Source organism: Mesorhizobium sp. BR1-1-6 (assembly GCF_020165355.1).
Lineage (GTDB): Bacteria > Pseudomonadota > Alphaproteobacteria > Rhizobiales > Rhizobiaceae > Mesorhizobium.
The window spans coordinates 325,290-344,078 of record NZ_JAIUHZ010000002.1 but is presented as its reverse complement, the minus strand read 5'-3'; the positions used below and the strand labels follow the sequence as shown (position 1 = coordinate 344,078).

Annotated in this window: 24 protein-coding genes; 18 read left to right on the top strand and 6 right to left on the bottom strand. The window is 62.7% G+C overall.

What is annotated here, in order from left to right:
• Positions 1-30: 30 nt before the first annotated feature.
• From uvrB to LB545_RS06885, 7 genes are all read left to right on the top strand, one after another.
• Positions 31-3,192, top strand: a complete 3,162-nt coding sequence (gene uvrB / locus LB545_RS06915) for an excinuclease ABC subunit UvrB (protein ID WP_318012526.1) — start codon at positions 31-33, stop codon at positions 3,190-3,192.
• Positions 3,193-3,608: 416 nt separating this feature from the next.
• Positions 3,609-5,135, top strand: coding sequence for an ABC-F family ATP-binding cassette domain-containing protein (locus LB545_RS06910; RefSeq protein ID WP_140560623.1), 1,527 nt, complete (start codon positions 3,609-3,611; stop codon positions 5,133-5,135).
• 64 nt (positions 5,136-5,199) lie between these two features.
• Entirely contained in the window at positions 5,200-5,475 is a 276-nt protein-coding gene (locus LB545_RS06905) for a type II toxin-antitoxin system RelE/ParE family toxin (RefSeq protein ID WP_140560712.1), read from the top strand.
• 27 nt (positions 5,476-5,502) lie between these two features.
• Positions 5,503-5,811, top strand: coding sequence for a HigA family addiction module antitoxin (locus tag LB545_RS06900; protein ID WP_140516860.1), 309 nt, complete (start codon positions 5,503-5,505; stop codon positions 5,809-5,811).
• 128 nt (positions 5,812-5,939) lie between these two features.
• Positions 5,940-6,122 carry a hypothetical protein gene (locus LB545_RS06895; RefSeq protein WP_140556066.1) on the top strand — a complete coding sequence of 61 codons (183 nt, stop codon included), beginning with the start codon at positions 5,940-5,942 and terminating at the stop codon, positions 6,120-6,122.
• A 154-nt stretch (positions 6,123-6,276) separates the two neighbouring features.
• A complete protein-coding gene (locus LB545_RS06890; RefSeq protein WP_140495994.1) occupies positions 6,277-6,702 on the top strand; it encodes a VOC family protein in 426 nt (141 codons plus the stop codon).
• A gap of 113 nt (positions 6,703-6,815) precedes the next feature.
• Positions 6,816-7,169 (top strand): DUF1428 domain-containing protein, encoded by a 354-nt coding sequence (locus LB545_RS06885; protein WP_224704686.1) that lies wholly within the window; start codon positions 6,816-6,818, stop codon positions 7,167-7,169.
• Positions 7,170-7,220: 51 nt separating this feature from the next.
• Here the strand turns inward: LB545_RS06885 and LB545_RS06880 are convergent, their stop codons facing one another.
• Both LB545_RS06880 and LB545_RS06875 read right to left on the bottom strand, forming a co-directional pair.
• A complete protein-coding gene (locus tag LB545_RS06880; RefSeq protein WP_140624140.1) occupies positions 7,221-8,855 on the bottom strand; it encodes a tetratricopeptide repeat-containing sulfotransferase family protein in 1,635 nt (544 codons plus the stop codon).
• A gap of 187 nt (positions 8,856-9,042) precedes the next feature.
• Positions 9,043-9,267, bottom strand: coding sequence for a hypothetical protein (locus LB545_RS06875; RefSeq protein ID WP_140516868.1), 225 nt, complete (start codon positions 9,265-9,267; stop codon positions 9,043-9,045).
• Positions 9,268-9,590: 323 nt separating this feature from the next.
• On the opposite strand from LB545_RS06875, the gene LB545_RS06870 reads away from it, so the two are divergent.
• The 5 genes from LB545_RS06870 (at position 9,591) to LB545_RS06850 (ending at position 11,007) form a co-directional block, all read left to right on the top strand.
• Complete coding sequence (locus LB545_RS06870) at positions 9,591-9,797, top strand: cold-shock protein (RefSeq protein WP_140495998.1); 207 nt, start codon at positions 9,591-9,593, stop codon at positions 9,795-9,797.
• Between the two features lie 168 nt (positions 9,798-9,965).
• Positions 9,966-10,235 carry a hypothetical protein gene (locus LB545_RS06865; RefSeq protein WP_140516870.1) on the top strand — a complete coding sequence of 90 codons (270 nt, stop codon included), beginning with the start codon at positions 9,966-9,968 and terminating at the stop codon, positions 10,233-10,235.
• On the top strand, positions 10,232-10,513 hold the full coding sequence (locus LB545_RS06860) for a hypothetical protein (RefSeq protein WP_140556070.1): 282 nt from the start codon (positions 10,232-10,234) through the stop codon (positions 10,511-10,513). Before LB545_RS06865 ends, LB545_RS06860 begins: the two co-directional genes overlap by 4 nt.
• A 42-nt stretch (positions 10,514-10,555) precedes the next feature.
• Positions 10,556-10,693, top strand: a complete 138-nt coding sequence (locus LB545_RS06855) for a hypothetical protein (RefSeq protein ID WP_181165218.1) — start codon at positions 10,556-10,558, stop codon at positions 10,691-10,693.
• A gap of 89 nt (positions 10,694-10,782) precedes the next feature.
• Complete coding sequence (locus LB545_RS06850; RefSeq protein WP_140567053.1) at positions 10,783-11,007, top strand: hypothetical protein; 225 nt, start codon at positions 10,783-10,785, stop codon at positions 11,005-11,007.
• Between the two features lie 78 nt (positions 11,008-11,085).
• On the opposite strand, the gene LB545_RS06845 is transcribed toward LB545_RS06850, so the two are convergent.
• A complete protein-coding gene (locus tag LB545_RS06845; RefSeq protein ID WP_140516872.1) occupies positions 11,086-11,490 on the bottom strand; it encodes a Kazal-type serine protease inhibitor family protein in 405 nt (134 codons plus the stop codon).
• A 581-nt stretch (positions 11,491-12,071) separates the two neighbouring features.
• On the opposite strand from LB545_RS06845, the gene LB545_RS06840 reads away from it, so the two are divergent.
• The 3 genes from LB545_RS06840 to LB545_RS06830 all read left to right on the top strand — a co-directional run bounded on the left by LB545_RS06840 (position 12,072) and on the right by LB545_RS06830 (position 13,432).
• Positions 12,072-12,284: a cold-shock protein gene (locus tag LB545_RS06840; RefSeq protein ID WP_006202520.1), complete on the top strand. Its 213-nt coding sequence runs from the start codon at positions 12,072-12,074 to the stop codon at positions 12,282-12,284.
• 322 nt (positions 12,285-12,606) lie between these two features.
• Positions 12,607-12,819, top strand: a complete 213-nt coding sequence (locus tag LB545_RS06835; RefSeq protein WP_006202521.1) for a cold-shock protein — start codon at positions 12,607-12,609, stop codon at positions 12,817-12,819.
• A 190-nt stretch (positions 12,820-13,009) separates the two neighbouring features.
• Complete coding sequence (locus LB545_RS06830) at positions 13,010-13,432, top strand: BA14K family protein (RefSeq protein WP_140649727.1); 423 nt, start codon at positions 13,010-13,012, stop codon at positions 13,430-13,432.
• Positions 13,433-13,521: 89 nt separating this feature from the next.
• Here LB545_RS06830 and LB545_RS06825 read toward each other — a convergent pair whose 3' ends face one another.
• From LB545_RS06825 to LB545_RS06815, 3 genes are all read right to left on the bottom strand, one after another.
• Positions 13,522-14,160 (bottom strand): MBL fold metallo-hydrolase, encoded by a 639-nt coding sequence (locus LB545_RS06825; protein ID WP_140496004.1) that lies wholly within the window; start codon positions 14,158-14,160, stop codon positions 13,522-13,524.
• Positions 14,161-14,330: 170 nt separating this feature from the next.
• Positions 14,331-14,645, bottom strand: a complete 315-nt coding sequence (locus LB545_RS06820) for a hypothetical protein (protein ID WP_140496005.1) — start codon at positions 14,643-14,645, stop codon at positions 14,331-14,333.
• A gap of 146 nt (positions 14,646-14,791) precedes the next feature.
• Positions 14,792-15,685, bottom strand: coding sequence for a branched-chain amino acid aminotransferase (locus tag LB545_RS06815; RefSeq protein ID WP_140496006.1), 894 nt, complete (start codon positions 15,683-15,685; stop codon positions 14,792-14,794).
• A gap of 258 nt (positions 15,686-15,943) precedes the next feature.
• On the opposite strand from LB545_RS06815, the gene LB545_RS06810 reads away from it, so the two are divergent.
• From LB545_RS06810 to LB545_RS06800, 3 genes are read left to right on the top strand one after another with little or no spacing between them, the layout of a single operon-like run.
• A complete protein-coding gene (locus LB545_RS06810; RefSeq protein ID WP_181165219.1) occupies positions 15,944-16,477 on the top strand; it encodes a MarR family winged helix-turn-helix transcriptional regulator in 534 nt (177 codons plus the stop codon).
• Complete coding sequence (locus tag LB545_RS06805) at positions 16,464-17,183, top strand: response regulator (protein ID WP_140631839.1); 720 nt, start codon at positions 16,464-16,466, stop codon at positions 17,181-17,183. Before LB545_RS06810 ends, LB545_RS06805 begins: the two co-directional genes overlap by 14 nt.
• A 48-nt stretch (positions 17,184-17,231) precedes the next feature.
• Complete coding sequence (locus LB545_RS06800; RefSeq protein WP_140631836.1) at positions 17,232-18,647, top strand: ATP-binding protein; 1,416 nt, start codon at positions 17,232-17,234, stop codon at positions 18,645-18,647.
• Positions 18,648-18,789 lie beyond the last annotated feature (142 nt).

The window sequence follows — 18,789 nt, the reverse complement described above, 5'->3', positions numbered from 1 at the left end:
ATTTTCGCCAAGACCTCCCATATTCCGGCCATGGTCAAATCCACCGAAAAGAGAACGCCGTCGACGGCGAATGACGACCGCGCCGCGCCCAAGCGGCGCAGCCCGCTGACCGATTTCCTCGACGCCTCGGAGCCGCTGCACGAAGGCGGCTTCGCCGAGATGCCCCAGCCCGAACTGTCCGGCACGCCGCTCACCGGTTCGGTCGCGGACTGGGCCGAGCAGATCGAGCAGGAAGCCGAACGCGAAGGGCGCCAGGCCGGCAAGGACGGCGGCAAGTCGCCGAAGCCATCGAAGAAGATCCCCGAGCGCTCCGCGGCGCCCGGGCGCACGGCGCGTGGCACCTCGATGGGCGGCGCGGCGACAGCCCGCGAGCGCGCTGCGGCCGGCCTCAATCCCGTCGCCGGCCTCGACGTCTCGCTCGAGGAAGCCGAGACGATGACGTCGAGCGGCGTCACCGCGACGGTGGCGGCTCTCTCGGCTTTGATTGAATCCGGCAATCCGCTGCACAAGGACGGCGTGCTGTGGACGCCGCACCGGCCTGCCCGGCCGGAAAAGTCCGAGGGCGGGATCACCATCAAGATGGTGTCGGATTTCGAGCCGGCCGGCGACCAGCCAACCGCCATCAAGGACTTGGTCGAGGGCGTCCAAAACAACGACCGCACGCAGGTGCTGCTCGGCGTCACCGGCTCGGGCAAGACCTTCACCATGGCCAAGGTGATCGAGGAGACGCAGCGTCCCGCCTTGATCCTGGCGCCGAACAAGACGCTGGCGGCGCAGCTTTATTCCGAGTTCAAGAAATTCTTCCCGGACAATGCGGTGGAGTATTTCGTCTCCTACTACGACTATTACCAGCCGGAAGCCTACGTTCCGCGCACCGACACCTTCATCGAGAAGGAATCCTCCATCAACGAGCAGATCGACCGCATGCGCCACTCGGCGACGCGCTCGCTGCTCGAACGCGACGACGTCATCATCGTCGCTTCGGTCTCCTGCATCTACGGTATCGGCTCGGTCGAGACCTATACGGCTATGACCTTCCAGATGCAGATCGGCGACCGGCTCGACCAGCGCGCTCTGCTCGCCGACCTCGTCGCCCAGCAATACAAGCGCCAGGACATCAATTTCGTGCGCGGCTCGTTCCGCGTGCGCGGCGACACGATCGAGATCTTCCCGGCCCACCTTGAGGATCGCGCCTGGCGCATCTCCATGTTCGGCGACGAAATCGAGGCGATCACCGAATTCGACCCGCTGACCGGCCAGAAGACGGGCGAGCTGAAAAGCGTCAAGATCTACGCCAATTCGCACTATGTGACGCCGCGCCCGACGCTGAACCAGGCCATCAAGTCGATCAAGGAAGAGCTCAAGCACCGTCTGGTCGAGCTCGAGCGCGCCGGCCGCCTGCTGGAGGCGCAGCGGCTGGAGCAGCGCACCCGCTTCGACCTGGAAATGCTGGAAGCCACCGGCTCCTGCGCCGGCATCGAGAACTATTCGCGCTATCTCACCGGACGTCAGCCGGGCGATCCGCCGCCGACACTGTTCGAATATATCCCCGACAACGCACTGGTCTTCATCGACGAAAGCCACGTCACCGTGCCGCAGATCGGCGGCATGTATCGCGGCGACTTCAGGCGCAAGGCGACGCTTGCCGAATACGGCTTCCGCCTGCCTTCCTGCATGGACAACCGGCCCCTGCGCTTCGAGGAATGGGACGCCATGCGCCCGCTCTCGGTCGCTGTCTCGGCAACCCCCGGCGGCTGGGAGATGGAGCAGTCCGGCGGCGTGTTCGCCGAGCAGGTCATCCGACCGACCGGCCTCATCGACCCGCCGGTCGAGGTGCGCCCGGCCAAGACCCAGGTCGACGACGTCGTCGGCGAGATCCGCGAGACGACCAAGGCCGGCTACCGCACGCTGGTCACCGTGCTGACCAAGCGCATGGCCGAGGACCTGACCGAATATCTGCACGAGCAAGGCGTGCGGGTGCGTTATATGCACTCCGATATCGACACGCTGGAGCGTATCGAAATCCTGCGCGATTTGCGCCTCGGCGCCTTCGACGTGCTGGTTGGCATCAACCTTTTGCGCGAAGGCCTCGACATTCCCGAATGCGGCTTCGTCGCCATTCTCGACGCTGACAAGGAAGGCTTTTTGCGCTCGGAGACGTCGCTGATCCAGACCATCGGCCGCGCCGCTCGCAATGTCGACGGCAAGGTCATTCTCTATGCCGACCAGGTCACCGGATCGATGGAACGCGCCATGGCCGAGACCAATCGCCGTCGCGAAAAGCAGATGGAGTGGAACGCCGCCAACGGCATCACGCCGGAATCGGTCAAGTCGCGCATCTCGGACATTCTGGATTCGGTCTACGAGAAGGACCATGTCCGCGCCGACATCTCGCAGTTCACCGACAGCGCCGGCGCCATGATGGGCAACAACCTCAAGGCCCATCTGGACGCGCTTGAGAAGCAGATGCGCGACGCCGCCGCCAACCTCGATTTCGAGAAGGCGGCCCGCATTCGCGACGAGATCAAGCGGCTGCGTGAGATGGAGATGTCGATCTCCGACGATCCGCTGGCCAAATACGCCGATATGGAAAGTCCGGTCTCGGGCCGCGAAAAAGGCAAGCACAACAAGGGCGTGGCCAGGCATCGTACATCGGAGGAACAGGAGCGTTTCCGCAAGCTCGACGAAGCACGCGCCGCCGAAGAGGCAGCCAAGGCTGCCCGGCCCAACCTCTTCCGCAAGCCCGATCTCGACGAGATGGGTGCCGATGGCGCGGTGCCGGTGAAGAAGCCGCTGTTCGCCAAACCGTCGATCGACGATATGGGTCCCGGCACCGACATGCCGACGCCGGCCGGTGCGGTGTCGCGCTCGCTGTTCAAGAAACAATCGGCGTCCGAAGCACACGGCTCGGATTTCGGCATTCCCGGCGAGCCGACCAAACCGCTGTTCAAGAAAAACTCTCTCGACGAGATGACCGTGCGCCGCACCGAGAAACCGGTCGAGGGAAAAGTGCCGGCGAAGCCTCAGCCGATCTCCCCCGTTGTTGGGGCCGGCAGGACAGACGGGGGCGCGAAGGAACGCGAGGACAAACCCGTCGTGCGCCAACGCGCCGGCATTGGTTCTTATGAAGACCCCGGCGACGCCCGCCGCGAAAAGCGCCGGCCCGCGAAGACAGGACGGCCCGGAAAGTAGTTCGTTCGAAATGCCGGCGGGACGGCGCCCTCTCTGTCCTGCCCGTCCTCCTCAGCAGCTGCGCTGCAGCTGCGGAGGGTGGACCGGACATCTCCCCCACGAGTGGGGAGATTGGCAGCTTCAGCGCCCCGCTCGACACTACCCTCCTCTTGCCCAGCGCATGACCTTTGGTGTACTCAGTCCCCACACTCAAACGTCTTGAAAGGAGGGCTGCGTGTTTATCGATCACCATCGTCAGCGTGGCCCGATTTCCGCCCTGCGAGCTTGCTTGCAGGGCTGACCAGGGACGGTCCGGGTTTTTCCCGCTTCGATTTTTTGGTCTGCCCTTCGTGGTGCGCATTGCCGAGCCTGATGGCCGCTTGCGCACTGACAAAGTGCATTGAGCCGGACTTTCCGGATAGACCAGAGAAATCGACATGGCCCTGATCAGCCTCAAATCCCTCGGCGTCACGATGAGTGCGCCGCTCTTTTCCAATCTCGACCTCACCATCGGCAGCGGCGACCGGCTCGGCATCGTTGCCGCCAACGGTCGCGGCAAGTCGACCTTGCTCAAATGCCTGGCCGGCGAGATGGAGCCGACCTCCGGCGACATTACCCGCACGCGCGGCTTGCGCGTCGGCCATGTCGAGCAGTCCGTTCCTGCTGCCCTGCTTGGCCGCAGCTTTCATCAGGTGGTGGCTGACGCTTTGCCGCCCGAGCAAGCCGAAAGCGAACTATGGCGTGTCAATGTGGTGCTGGATTCGCTCGACGTTCCTGAGGCGATGCGCGAGCGAGAGATGCAGGCGCTGAGCGGCGGCTGGCAGAGGCTGGCACTGATCGCGCGTGTCTGGGTCACCGATCCCGACATGCTGCTGCTCGACGAACCGACCAACCATCTCGACCTTGCCCGCATCAGCCAGCTCGAAACTTGGCTGAACGCGCTACCGCGAGAGGTGCCGGTGGTGATCGCCAGCCACGACCGCGCCTTTCTCGACGCCGCCACCAACCGCACGTTGTTCCTGCGCCCGGACCAGTCGCCGGTGTTTTCCCTTCCCTACTCCCGCGCCCGGCAGGCCCTCGATGAGGTCGATGCCTCGACGGAGCGAAAATTCCAGCGCGACATGAAGGTGGCGCAGCAATTGCGACGCCAGGCCGCCAAGCTCAACAATATCGGCATCAATTCGGGCAGCGACCTTCTCACGGTCAAGACCAAGCAGCTCAAGCAGCGCGCGGAGCGACTTGAGGACGCGGCGGCCCCGGCGCATCACGAGAAATCGGCGGGGGCGATCCGGCTGGCCAATCGCGGCACGCACGCCAAGGTGCTGATCACGCTCGACGACGCGGCGGTGGAAACGCCCGACGGCACGCTCTTGTTCAGGACCGGCAAGCGCCACATCTGCCAGGGCGACCGCATCGTGCTGCTTGGCCGCAACGGCGTTGGCAAGTCGCGCTTCGTCACGCTGATCCGCAACGCCATTATCGAACCCGACACGGTTCAGAACGTGAAGGTGACGCCGTCGACGGTGCTCGGCTACAGCGACCAGGCCCTGTCCGGCATCGGCGGCGACGATACGCCACTGGCGATGGTGTCGCGCCGTTACGATGTCGGCGAACAGCGCGCCCGCTCTCTGCTTGCCGGCGCCGGCGTCGGCATCGAGATGCAGGAGCGCAGGATCAGTGTGCTGTCCGGCGGCCAGAAGGCGCGGCTGATGATGCTGGCGCTGAGGCTCGCCAATCCGAATTTTTATCTGCTCGACGAGCCGACCAACCATCTCGACATCGACGGCCAGGAAGCGCTGGAGGAGGAATTGCTCAAGCACCAGGCAAGCTGCGTGCTCGCCTCGCACGATCGCTCCTTCATCCGTGCCATCGGCAACCGCTTCTGGCTGATCGAGAGGCGGCGGCTGACCGAAGTCGACGATCCCGAGGAGTTCTTCCGCTCAGTGGCTGAAGGGGCGGGATAGATCGGATTGTAAATTATCCGCTTACAGGTCCTTGAATCTTGTAAGCGATCTGTTTACATACCTCATGATCAAGTCTTTCAGGAACAAGGCCCTGTCAGAGCTCTTTCAAACCGGGAAAACCGGCAAGATCGACGCCAAGATGCACAAGCGCGTTCTTGTCCGGCTTGACCGCCTGGAAGCTTCAGAAAAGCCCGAGGAGATGAACCTTCCTGGCTTTGCCTTCCATGCGCTGAGAGGCTTCGATCCCATCCGTTACACGGTCCACGTCAACGGCCCGTGGTGCATCACGTTTGAATTCGACGGCAAGGACGCCCGCGTCGACTTCGAGCAATACCGCTGAGGCGGCCAGATTGGAGAAGTTCGATCTATGAGCGTGCACGAGCCGACGCGTCCTATCGAGCGCTGTCCCTCCCACCCGGGAGCGCTGCTTGAGGACATTATCCCGGCAACTGGAAAGACCAAGGTGGAAATTGCAAAGCTGCTCGGCATCTCCCGGCAGCAGCTCTATGACATCATCCGCGAAAAGAAGCCGGTTTCACCGGCTGTGGCCGCCCGCCTTGGGAAGCTGTTCGGCGATGGAGCCGCGATCTGGCTTCGCATGCAGGCAGCTTTCGATGCCTGGCATGCCGAACGTGAGGTGGATGTTTCGGCTATTCCGACGCTCAAGGTCGCGTAGGCCGTGGCGCTCGAATGAGAAATTAAACGCTGCGAGAAAAAAACGACGACCTGTCGGATCGCCTGAACCTGCCTCGTCCTTGGGATGCCGACACGATGATGCCGGCGCCAACCCAGGGAGAATGCATCATGTCCGTCCTTTCCTCCATCGGCCGCATCGCAACCCGATATGCGGCGGCGCGTGCCCGCCATCGTAGCGAGCGCATCCTGCTTTCGCTCCCCGCCGAACTGCGCAAGGACGTTGGCTTTCCGGAGCTCTTCGACGCGCAGAACAGCCGCCGCTCAGCCGCCGTCTCGGCCAAGGTCATATGAGCGGCCGAGCCATGCGTCTATCGCTTGAGTTCTCCGGTCGCCCGGCCAGTCCGGGCCCGGCCCTCGAGAAAAATTTCAAGCCCATGTAGGACCGCCGTCACCTCGCGCGTCCTATGGTCCGCAAGGCCAAATCAAACGTGAAGAGGAACACGCAATGACCGACCAGACCCCTGTGCAGCCCAAGGCGAAAGTGCTCGGCGGATTGACCCCCTATCTGCAGGTGGACGGCGCCTTCAAGGCTGCCGAATTCTACCAGAAGGCGTTCGGCGCCGAACAGGTCTTTGCCTACCCCGCGGACGAAAAAGGCCGCACGATGCATGTCCACCTCCACATCAACGGCTCGACGCTGATGTTGGGCGACGCCTATCCCGAGCACGGCCACCCGCACCAGGCGCCGCAGGGCTATACGCTCCAGCTTCATCTCGGCAGCGACGAGATCGACGGCTGGTGGCAGCGCGCGGTCGACGCCGGCTGCGAGATCGTGACGCCGCTGCAGGTGATGTTCTGGGGCGACCGCTGGGGCCAGGTGAAGGACCCTTTCGGAGTCGCATGGGCGATGAACGCTCCAGTGGAGCAATAACCGTCGCAATTCGATAGCGGGCGTCAGCACTCTCGGCGAGAAGTGCGCGCCCACCTGCCCCGGGTCGCATCCCTGCCGGCCCGGCGCCGGATGCAGCAAACAAGGAGATTGCCATGTCCTATGTCGACGGTTTCGTGCTTGCCGTGCCAAAGGCAAAACTCGACGATTACAAGAAGCTGGCCAACACCGCCGGCGCCGTCTGGAAGGAACACGGCGCGCTCGCCTATGTCGAGTGCGTCGGCGACGATGTGCCTTATGGCGAGGTCACGTCGTTTCCACGCGCCGTGCAGGCCAAGGACGACGAAGTCGTCATCTTTTCCTGGATCGTCTACAAATCCAGGCAGGACCGCGACGCGGTCATGGCCAAGGTGATGGCCGATCCACGATTGCAGCCGGATATGTCGAAAATGCCGTTCGACGGCAAGCGCATGATCTTCGGCGGATTCCAGACGTTCATGGAGTTGTAGGCAACGCACTTGGGCGGAGCGGGAGTGCTCCGCCGGAAATGCCGAGCCGCATTAAGCCAGTCTGTCCAGCAGGGGCTTCAGCCTGTCGCCGTAGCGCTTCCACAGGTCGACCGAGCCTTGATACATCGGCTGGCGCACCTGCGCGGCGGAAGCCGTGCGCACCGGCCGGTCGGTCTGGTGGAACGACAGCACGGCATCGTCCCATGGCAGCCCGAGATAGTTGATCAGCGCCCGGCTCTGGCCTTCCTGGTCGGCGACGAAATCCTCGTAGCGCACATCGTGCACGACGCCAGGCAGCACCTTGTGCCAATGCGCCATGATGTCCGTGTAGAGATTGTGGAAATCGGCGAGTTCGCCCAGATCATAGCCGTAGCGGTGGCTGTCGCCGCGGAAATGCACCTTGTAGATCGAAAGGCAGGTTGCCGCCGCATCGCGGGCGCAATGGATGATCCTGGCCTTTGGCATCATCATGTGGATGAAGCCGACAAGCAGGAAGTTGCCCGGCATCTTGTCGGTGACGTGGCGCATGTGCGGATAGCGGGCATGCAGCATGTCGAGATAGGCGCGTCCCGCCTCGGCAAAATCCGTATCGGGCGCATCCGAAACGCCCCAGGGGAAGCCGCCGGGCATGGTCGCCGGGAACTGCCTGCCGACCGCCGTCTTCAGGATGCCGAGCTCGCCGGCGCCGTAGACCTGCGGATGGCTGGCGATGATCTGCTCGACCAGGGTCGTGCCCGAACGAGGCATGCCGACGACGAAGATCGGCGTATCGTCGGAGATCGCGCTGGGCCTGTGCTTCTGGAAGAAATCCCTGTCGAACACCGTTTTCATAGCCTCGAATTCGGCGCGTGTCCTTTCCGCGTCGTAGTCGATGCCCTTGCGGCGGATGGCATTGCCTTCGGCGAAATAGTCGAAGGCTCTGTTATAATCCTTCAGATCGTCGTTGACCTTGCCGAGGCCGAAGGCAAGCTGCATGCGCGCCAGGCTGTCCGGCAGCGCCTTGGCGTGCTGGGCCTCCATCCCGGTCAATTCGGCATCGCGCTCCTTCTGACGCTTGACCTGCGTCAGCATCAGCCAGGCGCGCGCCATGCCGGGATCGGCCGCCAGCGCCTGCCGGAACAGGTCGGCCGCCTCGTCGAGCTCGCCTTTTTCCATCAACCCGACGCCCAGCCCGTGCAGCAGTTCGGCGTCCTTCGGACGGATCGACAGCGCCTCGCGGAAGACGGCCAGCGCCTCGTCCAGGCGCCCCGCTTCCTGCAAGGTTTCGGCAAGCCCGATGCGGGCGCGGAAATGGAAGGGATTGCGCGCGACCGTGCCGCGATAGATCTCCTCGGCGCCCTCGAACTGCCCAAGCTGTTTCAGTGACGAGCCGAGATTGTCGCGCGCCGCGAGTTGGTCCGGCCGCAGCGCCACCGCGCCACGGAAGAAGTCGGCGGCCGCCGCGACACGGCCGAGATCGCGCATCACCGTGCCGAGGTTGTTGAGGAAATCCGGATTCTTCGGCTGCAAGCGCACCGATTGCTCGAGGAGACCGAGCCCCTCGGCGCTGCGCCCGGTCTGGTGCAGCAAAAGACCGAGAAAATGCGCAGCCGCCGCATGGTTGACCTTGTGCGTCAGCACTTGCCGATAGAGCGCCTCGGCCTCTTGCCGCCGCCCCGCCTGATGCAGTTGCAGCGCCCTCTGCACATGCTGGTCGAGACTCGACGGCGGCTGTCCGCCCGAGCCGGAGTTGGCGCCAGCACCCGCCGCTCGTCTCTGATCTCTGTTAATGGGAAACCTGCCGTGTTTGTCCGCCTGCCGCGATCTAGGCCATTGGCGCGGCGGGTTCAAGGCTTTGCTTGGTTTCTTGCGCTTGCCATCGGCGCGGACAAGATCAAATCAGCCGGTTGGTCTCGGCCGTCTGCCTGGCGCGCCGAACCGTTCCGTCAGTATCGGCGATCGTCCGCCTTTCAGCCTCGTCGCTCCTGACGGTCAGCCGCGCCGACTTGACGATCATAGGTTTGCCGGTACGCCCGATGGCGACGGCATATGCGGTGGCCGGCCTGATGGGCGGGTTGATCGCTGTGGTATTACCTCTTGAGCTTCTCGCAGAAACCATGGTTTTTGTCCTTTTTGGAGAAATAAAACGCAAATTTCGGGAGTGAACCCCAAAATGATTTTTTGAGAATTTTTGGAAAATATCATCAAACCATAGCAGAGTTTTTCAAATGAACGCAGCAATCTTTTTCCGTTGGCTTACTTATTTTTCCAAATCTTCTTGAAAACCATGCAAAGTCGAGCTACATATATATGAGCGTTTGGGCCAGAATTGGCATTTCGCGGCGTCAGAGGTTCTCGACCCGCCAATCTCACTCCAAATCATCGATATCGGCAGCGCGGCGCATTTGCTCCGCGACCGTTCTCATTCTTCGAAAGACACCCATGAACACCGGAACCGTGAAATTCTACAATGGCCAGAAGGGTTTTGGCTTCATTCAACCAACCGACGGCGGCAAGGACGTTTTCGTCCACGTCAGCGCATTGGAACGCGCGGGCTTTCCTGGCCTCGCCGAAGGCCAGAAGCTGCAATTCGAGTTGGAGCGTGATGCCAAGGGCCGCGAGTCGGCCGCCAATTTGCAACTGATCTGATCCGGCCGAATTCGATGACCGCTGACCACGGATGTACTGGCAGCTCTCGAAAATGGCTTATTTCCAGCGATTGCCGGAAATAGGAAAGCGGGGCTCGTCCCCGCTTTTTTGCTTTGAGGCTCTCCGCCTCGCATGTCGCCACAGGGCTTAAAACATCAAGGCAGGACAATGCCGGACCGCACGACCCATTCCGTCGCACATTTCATGGCTCCTTTCGTACTCGGCGGGCTGGAAGGGCAACTGCCGGCGGGCGACTACGACATCGATCACGACGAAGAGCTGATCGAGGGCATGTCGCGGCTTGCCTGGCGCCGCGTCGCCACCTTCATCCATTTGCCGGCAAGGGCGGTGAAAAACCCGACCACCAGTCAACTCGTCGCCATCGATTACCTGGACCTCGAAACAGCGCTGAAGCGCGACAGGGAGAATGCAGCATGATCCGTTTCCAGCAGAATGCGCGTCCGCGCACCGACACGCCCTCGCATCTCTTCGCCGTCGGCCAGACCGTGCGCATGAAGAGCCGCACAGGGCTCCTCAACAAGACTGCGGAGCTGTTCGAGATCAAGAGCAGGCTGCCGGTCAAGGACGGCTCCCCGCAGTACCGCATCCGCAGCGAGCAGGAGACCCACGAGCGGGTCACCACGGAAGACAATCTCGAACCAGCCGACAATCCGATTGGTGACAATCCGACTGTTGGCAACAATCCGGCGGTCTGAGACCCCGGCGCCGCCAGACCACCAGCACGAGGAGCAGACAAGATGGCCAAGGGTCAACAGCGCAGCAACCGCGAAACACGAAAGCCCAAGAAGGACAAGGTGGTGGCCAAGCCCGCCTCCCCGTTCGGCTCGTCGGTCAAGCAGGCCGAGAGCGGCCTGAAGCCTAAATCGAAGAGCTGATCGCGGACGACTTCTTCCGCGCCCATCCCTGCCGCAGAATCTCCTGCCGGAGAATCTCCCTGGCGGAACAACGCATCATGGAGGCGTCCTTGAATTTCGTCATCGAGTTTTACCGATCGCGCGAAGCCGAGGAAGCGACGCTCGACAAGGTGTCGCTGGAAGCCCCTACCCTGCGCGCAGCCTGGCAGGGCGCCACCGCGCTCTTCCATACGCTCGCAATGCCGCAAATCCCCGACCGCGTGCGCATCTGCGATGAGCACGGCAGCGAGCTTTACGCCGGGCCGGCCGACGGCGCCTATCCATCCGCGTTGTGACCGTCACACGTCCCCGAAATTTGTTTTAGACGGCATCCGCGTTTTCCCAAGGTGCGGAAAAGACGAACACCCGGCCTTTCAGCAGCGGCCCCCGCCAACGATGCGGTAGTCGGCGGCGCGTGCCTCGCAGGCGTTGGGGAAGGTTCGCAACTCTCCGCCGCGCCGGGCGCAGACCGGCGCGTATTCGCGGGTGCAGAAAGTCTGCTCGCCGCCACCCTCGCCGCCGTCACGGCAGGGACCGTCGCGCACGATGCGATAACCCGCCCGGTCGGCAAGACAGGCATTGGCGAAGGTCTGGCGGTCGCCACCGCGCCGGGCGCAGACGGGCTCGTACTGTTTGGTGCAGAATTGCGGTCCCGGCCGCGGCGGCCGTGGCCGCGGTCCCGGGCCGTCGTCGACGACCACTGTACAGGCGGCAAGAACAGCCGACAGGAACAGGACGACAAAACCCTGTCGCGAGAAGATTGCCGCAAGAAACCTCATGATCGTCTCTCCCTCGATCCTCGCCTCGCTGCGTGCCGCTCCAAATACGCAGCTGTTCGGGACAATGATATTCACGAAGCAAAGGCTCAAACCAGTCGCGCTGTTGCGATCCTCCGCATTCCATCGCCGATTGCAACCCTCGTTTGCAGCCGGCTGCTAAAAAGAACGTCGCCTGGATTATCCCGGCGCCTCGCACCGCCAGCCGTCGCCGCCGCTGGCCCATGCGTGACGGGGCTGTGGCCGATGACCCCTCAGGCAACGAGGCCTATTTGCGGCGCGTCGATGCTCGGATTGGTCGATTCATGCGTCGGGACGCGCCCATCGGGGGCGGCCCGCGGCGCTATCTTGCAACCTTCACTTTTCCGTGCGATAAATTCCGTGTTCGGGCATTTGCGACCCGGAGAGCGGAACGTTTTGGACGACCTTTCCCCGATACTGTGAATCTCTGACGGCCCCGTTTTTCGGCGGGGGGTTTGACCATGCGCCAATGCATGACTGCCGAAAGCTACCACCGGGAACTGCCCTCGACGCGAGGTGGCGGGCAGGACCATCAAGACTGAACGGGTGAAGGAGTTTCCCCAATGGCCCAGACCGGCACCGTTAAATTCTTCAACGCGACCAAAGGCTTCGGTTTCATCACGCCCGACGGTGGCGCCAAGGACGTATTCGTCCACATTTCCGCGATCGAGGCCTCGGGCCTGCGCACGCTCGTCGACGGCCAGAAGGTCACCTTCGACGTCGAGCCGGATCGCATGGGCAAAGGCCCCAAGGCCGTCAACCTCCGCGCCGCCTGAGCCATCGGCCAGCAGCACGCCCTTCCTGGCCGTGCGACTGAGGCTCCGAAGCTTGAATGACTTCGGAAGAGGCAAACGAATTTTGAAGGCGCGGCGATTTTCGTCGCGCCTTTTTCATGTCGCAGCGCAGCAAAAATGCTGTCGCCCCAAAGTGGATCCGGTGTCGGGTCAACGACATGCATCATAATGAAAACTTAAAGCGCGACGCGCTTTAAGTGCCCGCAAAACTTTCTCTTGCCGATGACGCTAAAATAAAGGACAAATTTCCATTCGGGCATTTGCCGGCCCGAGACTGGAGTTTATGGGATCAAAGGAGCTTCCCATGCCGCAGACCGGCACCGTCAAATTCTTCAACCATGCCAAAGGGTTCGGCTTCATCACACCGGATGATGGCGCGAAGGATGTCTTCGTTCATATTTCGGCCGTGCAGGCGTCGGGTCTTCCCGGTCTTGAGGATGGGCAGAAAGTGACATTCGACACCGAGCCTGACAAGCGCGGCAAGGGTCCCAAGGCCGTCAACCTGTCGATCGGCTGAGCCTGCTCCGGAACGGCGGCTGTTCTGGCAGGACAGCTTCGCTCCCTGGAGCGTTCGATAGTTGATGCCCGTGCCCTCCGGTCAGGCAAAAATTCGTTCAGCCCCCGTTCAGCCACGGTCTCATATTAATCTTTCGTAAAGCCGGACCGCATCCCCGGAATTCTTACGGGCCGGCACGAAGGAGATCGACATGAACCGAATTTTCAAGACAGCCGTGCTGTCCGCCGCAGTGGTTGCCACCACGTTCGCGGCCTTGCCCGCGGCCAATGCGGGCGATTGGCGTCACCGCCGCCATCATGACCATGGCGATGCCATTGCCGCCGGCGTCCTCGGCCTCGCGGCCGGCGCGCTGATCGGCGGTGCGTTGGCCAACCAGCAGCCGCCGCCCCGCGACTACTACGATGACGGTTACTACGATCGCGATGTGCGGATTCGCCCGGCGCCGGTCCGCCGCTACTATGCCGAACCGCAAGTGGTCTACGCCGACCGCTATGCCGAACCGTGGACGCGCGGCTGGTACGACTATTGCTCCGACCGGTACCGCACCTTCAACGCCCGCACCGGCACCTTCACCGGCAATGACGGCGAGCAGCATTTCTGCACCGCTAACTGATCAAGGGCTTCCCTGCCTCAACAAAAAGCGCTGACCGCAAGGCCGGCGCTTTTTTTGTCAAGCCGGCACCGGCTTCGGCGCGACGCGCTTCACGTCAAAAACGGATTGCTCCGCCGCTCCTCGCCGAAACGCCCGCCCGGACCGTGGCCGCAGATGAAGCCGATGTCGTCGCCGAGCGGCAAAAGCTTGTCCTTGATCGAGGCGATGAGTGCCGCATGATCGCCGCCCGGCAGGTCGGTGCGCCCGATCGAGCCGCGAAACAGCACGTCCCCGACATGGGCGAATTTGGCCGCGCGGTTGTAATAGACCACATGGCCGGGCGCGTGGCCGGGGCAATGCAGCACCTCGAAGAGATGCGAGCCGAACGAGACCGTCTCGCCTTCGGTGAGAAACCGGTCGGGCACGCAGTTGCGCACGCCGGCAATGCCATAGCGCTCGCCCTGGTTCTCAAGATTGTCGAGCAACATCCTGTCGGCCTCGTGCGGGCCGATGATCTCGACGCCGAGCGCTTCCTTCAACTCCATCGCGCCGCCGGCATGGTCGATATGACCATGCGTGATCCAGATCGCGCCGGCCGATATCGCATTGTCCTTCAGCGCCGCCAGCACCTTGTCGATATCGCCGCCCGGATCGACGACGACACCGTGTTTGTCGTCCATGTCGAACAGGATCGTGCAATTCTGCTGGAAAGGCGTGACCGGCACGATGCCGGCATTGAGCTGACCCATGATCGTCCTTTCGATGTTCACGCCGTGATGTAGAGGCGCGAGCGAAGGGCGTCCACCCTTGGGATCGGTCGTTCCAAAGCGCGTCGCGTCGAAACGCATTCATGCGGCGCGCTCTGGAAACAGAAATGGGCGGCCGAAGCCGCCCATTTGGCCAGCCCGAGATCGCAGGCTTACTTCTTCATGGCGCCCATGACCGCGCCGATAATGCCGGTCAGGATCGCGCCGCCGCCGGCGCCGCCGACGATGTTCTGCAGGTTGAGCGCGCTGCCCAGACCACTCGTCGCTGCCGCAGCCGCTGCCGGATCGACTGTGCCGCCGAGCAGGCTGCCGAGGATCGCCGCGCCGCCGACGCCGCCAATGGCGCCGCCCAGGATCTTGGGAAGCTGCCCCAGCGCCGCCGTCTTGATCGCCGCGCCGACCGCCTGACCACCGATGATGCCTGTAATGATCTGAACGATGATCGGAAGAAGCGTATTCATGTCCATCTTACCAGTCCCTCCATAGCTGCCAGCCTCCCGGGCCGACACCATCATGGAGACGCTGAATTCGGCGAAAGTCAAATGCAGAAACGCTGAAATAAAAGGGGCGGCCCGAAAACCGCCCCTGCTTGCGTGAAAAGCTGTGACTTTCGTTATTCTGCGGCGATCGCGTGCTTCGGCTGAACGGCCGCAGAATAGTCATTCATCAGAGTCTTGGCGATCTCGCCGACCTCGAATCGGTACGGCCCGATCTCCGAAACCGGGGTCACTTCCGCTGCCGTTCCAGTCAGGAAGCACTGCTCGAAGCCCTCGAGTTCTTCCGGCATGATGGCGCGCTCCACCACCTCCAGGCCGCGGTCCTTGGCGAGGCCGATGACCGTGCGGCGGGTGATGCCGTCGAGGAAGCAGTCCGGCTTTGGCGTGTGGATCCTGCCGTCCTTGACGAAGAAGATGTTGGCGCCGGTGGCTTCCGCGACCTGGCCGCGCCAGTCGAGCATCATGGCGTCGGCATAGCCCTTGGCCTCGGCGGCATGCTTGGACATGGTGCAGATCATATAGAGGCCGGCAGCCTTCGATTTGGACGGCGCCGTGCGCGGGTCGGGCCGGCGCCACTCAGCCATATCGAGACGTATGCCTTTCAGCTTCTGCGCCGGATCGAAGTAGCTAGGCCACTGCCAGATGGCGATGGCGCAATTGATGCGGTTGTTCTGCGCCGAAACGCCCATCTGCTCGCTGCCGCGCCAGGCGATCGGCCTGACATAGGCATCCTTGAAGCCCTGCTTCTTCAGCAGGGTACTGGAGGCGTCGTTGAGCTCGGCCACCGAATAGGGGATCTTGAAGCCGAGCAGCCGCGCCGATTCATGCAGGCGCTCGGTATGCTCGTTGAGCTTGAAGATCTCGCCACCATAGGCGCGCTCGCCCTCGAACACCGCGCTGGCATAGTGCAGGCCGTGGGTCAGCACATGGATCTTGGCCTCGCCCCATTGCACGAACTCGCCATTCATCCAGATGAAGCCGTCCAGTTGATCAAAGGGAACGGATGCCATGGTAACCTCCCGCGGGCGGCAGCCCGCATATCGTTGTTCGTTGCGTGCTCTTGTCGGCCGCGCCATCTGGTTGGGGCGCCTGCCGCTGTCTGGAAAGGTAGGCGGATAATCGTGCTCTGGCAAACTCAGGAAGTTCCGGAAAACCCGGCCTGTCTTGCCTTTTCGTTCGCAATCCGCCCAAAACCTTGTCAAAAATTACCATTGCAGGGAAATTACGTCAATAGTACTGACATAATCTTCCCTGCCCATGGAGAAAAGATGACGGATCGAAGCCGAGCAGCCGGGACACCGATCAGGACCGCGATGTCAATCGAGGATGGCATTGATTTCGCCCTCATCGAGCTGTTTTTCTTCGCCTATCGCGATTTCACCTCGGATCCCGATCAGATCCTGGCCGACTATGGCTTCGGCCGCGCCCACCATAGGGTGCTGCATTTCGTCAACCGCAGGCCGGGCCTGACGGTCGCCGAACTGCTCGATGTCTTGAAGATCACCAAGCAGAGCCTGGCGCGCGTGCTGAAGCAACTGATCGACACCGACCATGTCGTGCAGCTGCAAGGGCCGCGCGACCGTCGCCAGCGCGAACTGTATCCGACCGCCAAGGGCCGCGCGCTGGCGCTGGCGCTGGCACGGCCACAGTCGCGCCGCATCCATGCTGCATTGGAAGATTCCGGAGCCGCCGAACGGACCCAGGTGGAACGCTTCCTCGAAGCAATGGTCAATCCGGAACTGAGAGCCCAGATCGACGTTGGGTCCGCAAAAATGTCAGGGAAAAGCCATGGAGAGCACTGAACGCGCTGATCACGCGGCCGCACCGGACGACGATGCGCCGCATTTGCTTGTGGTCGATGACGACACCCGCATCCGCAACCTGCTCAAGCAATATCTGACCGAAAACGGTTTTCGCGTCACCGTCGCCGGCAATTCGGGCGAAGCCCGGCGCAAGCTCGCCGGCCTCGACTTCGATCTTCTTGTGCTGGATGTGATGATGCCCGGCGAAAGCGGCGTCGACCTGACCAAGGCGCTGCGGGCCGAGAAGAACGTACCGATCCTGATGCTGACGGCGCTATCGGAAACCGACAGCCGCATCACCGGCCTGGAGGCCGGCGCCGACGATTACCTGCCAAAGCCCTTCGATCCGCGCGAATTGATCCTGCGCATCAACAACATCCTGCGCCGCGGCGGCCCCGCGACCACGCCCAAGGTGGAGCAGCTCGTCTTCGGTCCCTACACATTCCAGATCGCCAGGCGCGAATTGAAGCGTGGCGGCGAGGCGCTGAAGCTGACCGATCGCGAGCAGGAGATCCTGGCGATATTCGCCGCGCGCGCCGGCGAAACCATCCCGCGCCACGAACTGGTCGGCGACGAATCGGATGTCGGCGAGCGCACCATCGACGTCCAGATCAATCGGTTGCGCCGCAAGATCGAGCGCGATCCCTCCAATCCGGTCTGGCTGCAGACGGTCCGCGGTATTGGGTATCGGCTCAGCGTCGAATAGACTACCGCCTTCGGCCTGCCTGACGGCCACGGAGCGAGCGAAAGGTGAATGGCGACCACGGAACTGGAACAGCCGGAATCTGACGGCTTGAGCACCCGCTCCACACGGCTGCTCAAGAGGGGTCCGCGCGTCTGGAACCGGTTCTGGCGCCTCGTTTCGCTCTACATGCCCAAGCGCCTCTACGCGCGCTCGCTGATCATCGTCATCGCGCCGATGATCCTGCTGCAATCGGTGGTCGCTTTCGTCTTCATGGAGCGGCATTGGGCGACCGTGACGCAGCGCCTGTCGCAGGCGACCGTGCGCGACATCGCCGCCATCATCGACCTGATCGAGACCTATCCGCACGACGCCGACTACGCCAACATCATCCGCATTGCCCAGGACCGTATGCAGTTGAAGGTCGACCTCCTGCCGCCCGACCCGCTGCCGCCGCCTGGGCCAAAGCCGTTCTTCTCCATCCTCGACGACGTTCTCTCCGCCGAGATCACCCGCCAGATCAACCGGCCGTTCTGGATCGACACGGTCGGCAATTCCAACATCATCGAGGTGCGCGTCCAGCTCGAAGGCAAAGTGTTGCGCGTCTTCGTGCGCCGCAGCCAGGCCTATGCTTCGAACACGCACATCTTCCTGATCTGGATGGTCGGTACCTCGCTGGTGCTGCTGATGATCGCCATTCCCTTCCTGCGCAACCAGATCCGGCCGATCCTGACGCTGGCCGAAGCCGCCGAAAGCTTCGGCAAGGGCCGGCCGATGCCGCGTGATTTCCGCCCGCGCGGCGCGGAGGAGGTCCGCCGCGCCGGTTTTGCCTTCATCCAGATGCGCGAGCGCATCGAGCGCCAGATCGAACAGCGCACCGCCATGCTCACCGGCGTCAGCCATGACCTCAGAACCATCCTCACCCGCTTCAAGCTGCAGCTGGCGCTGGCGGGCGGCAAGGCCGAGACCAAGGCCGCGCTCAACCAGGACATCGACGACATGCAGTCGATGCTCGAAGGCTATCTTGCCTTCGCCCGCGGCGAGGCCTCGGAAGACACCGGGCGCTTCGATCTCGAAGCCTATTTCCAGAAGCTGAGCGAGGAAGCTCGGTTGCGCAAATGCAAATTGTCGACGACGCTTTCCGGCGATCCGACCGTGCATGTGCGGCCGAACGCCTTCGCCAGGCTGATGTCGAATGTCATCGGCAACGCCTTCCGCTACGCCAAGACGGTGGACGTGGCCGCCAATCATGGCCGCGGCTCGCTTGTGGTCACCATCGACGATGACGGTCCGGGCATTCCGGCCGAAAAGCGCGAAGAGGTGTTCAAACCCTTCATGCGGCTCGACGAGGCCCGCAATCTCGATGCCAGCGGCACTGGCCTCGGCCTGTCGATCGCCCGCGACATCGCCCGCAGCCATGGCGGCGACATCACGCTCGATGTCAGCCCGCTCGGCGGCTTGCGCGCCGTGATCAAGGTTCCGGCCTGACAGGGACTTAATCGCGGGAAGCGGAAACCGTTTCCGGACGAGGTCATGTTCGGCCGATTTCATTGGCGCGTCATGAAACCATGCTGAAGAGCGCGCATGAAGCGCGCGACCTCACTTGATTCGAGCCCGCCGTCTGACTTCG

Coding starts and splice junctions, on each gene's coding strand:
- LB545_RS06865 (WP_140516870.1), top strand. CDS start 9,966: ATGCCGGACCGCACGACCCATTCCGTCGCACATTTCATGGCTCCTTTC.
- LB545_RS06830 (WP_140649727.1), top strand. CDS start 13,010: ATGAACCGAATTTTCAAGACAGCCGTGCTGTCCGCCGCAGTGGTTGCC.
- LB545_RS06905 (WP_140560712.1), top strand. CDS start 5,200: ATGATCAAGTCTTTCAGGAACAAGGCCCTGTCAGAGCTCTTTCAAACC.
- LB545_RS06815 (WP_140496006.1), bottom strand. CDS start 15,685: ATGGCATCCGTTCCCTTTGATCAACTGGACGGCTTCATCTGGATGAAT.
- uvrB (WP_318012526.1), top strand. CDS start 31: ATGGTCAAATCCACCGAAAAGAGAACGCCGTCGACGGCGAATGACGAC.
- LB545_RS06820 (WP_140496005.1), bottom strand. CDS start 14,645: ATGGACATGAATACGCTTCTTCCGATCATCGTTCAGATCATTACAGGC.
- LB545_RS06835 (WP_006202521.1), top strand. CDS start 12,607: ATGCCGCAGACCGGCACCGTCAAATTCTTCAACCATGCCAAAGGGTTC.
- LB545_RS06840 (WP_006202520.1), top strand. CDS start 12,072: ATGGCCCAGACCGGCACCGTTAAATTCTTCAACGCGACCAAAGGCTTC.
- LB545_RS06810 (WP_181165219.1), top strand. CDS start 15,944: ATGACGGATCGAAGCCGAGCAGCCGGGACACCGATCAGGACCGCGATG.
- LB545_RS06860 (WP_140556070.1), top strand. CDS start 10,232: ATGATCCGTTTCCAGCAGAATGCGCGTCCGCGCACCGACACGCCCTCG.
- LB545_RS06900 (WP_140516860.1), top strand. CDS start 5,503: ATGAGCGTGCACGAGCCGACGCGTCCTATCGAGCGCTGTCCCTCCCAC.
- LB545_RS06895 (WP_140556066.1), top strand. CDS start 5,940: ATGTCCGTCCTTTCCTCCATCGGCCGCATCGCAACCCGATATGCGGCG.
- LB545_RS06910 (WP_140560623.1), top strand. CDS start 3,609: ATGGCCCTGATCAGCCTCAAATCCCTCGGCGTCACGATGAGTGCGCCG.
- LB545_RS06855 (WP_181165218.1), top strand. CDS start 10,556: ATGGCCAAGGGTCAACAGCGCAGCAACCGCGAAACACGAAAGCCCAAG.
- LB545_RS06825 (WP_140496004.1), bottom strand. CDS start 14,160: ATGGGTCAGCTCAATGCCGGCATCGTGCCGGTCACGCCTTTCCAGCAG.
- LB545_RS06890 (WP_140495994.1), top strand. CDS start 6,277: ATGACCGACCAGACCCCTGTGCAGCCCAAGGCGAAAGTGCTCGGCGGA.
- LB545_RS06800 (WP_140631836.1), top strand. CDS start 17,232: ATGGCGACCACGGAACTGGAACAGCCGGAATCTGACGGCTTGAGCACC.
- LB545_RS06845 (WP_140516872.1), bottom strand. CDS start 11,490: ATGAGGTTTCTTGCGGCAATCTTCTCGCGACAGGGTTTTGTCGTCCTG.
- LB545_RS06885 (WP_224704686.1), top strand. CDS start 6,816: ATGTCCTATGTCGACGGTTTCGTGCTTGCCGTGCCAAAGGCAAAACTC.
- LB545_RS06805 (WP_140631839.1), top strand. CDS start 16,464: ATGGAGAGCACTGAACGCGCTGATCACGCGGCCGCACCGGACGACGAT.
- LB545_RS06870 (WP_140495998.1), top strand. CDS start 9,591: ATGAACACCGGAACCGTGAAATTCTACAATGGCCAGAAGGGTTTTGGC.
- LB545_RS06875 (WP_140516868.1), bottom strand. CDS start 9,267: ATGGTTTCTGCGAGAAGCTCAAGAGGTAATACCACAGCGATCAACCCG.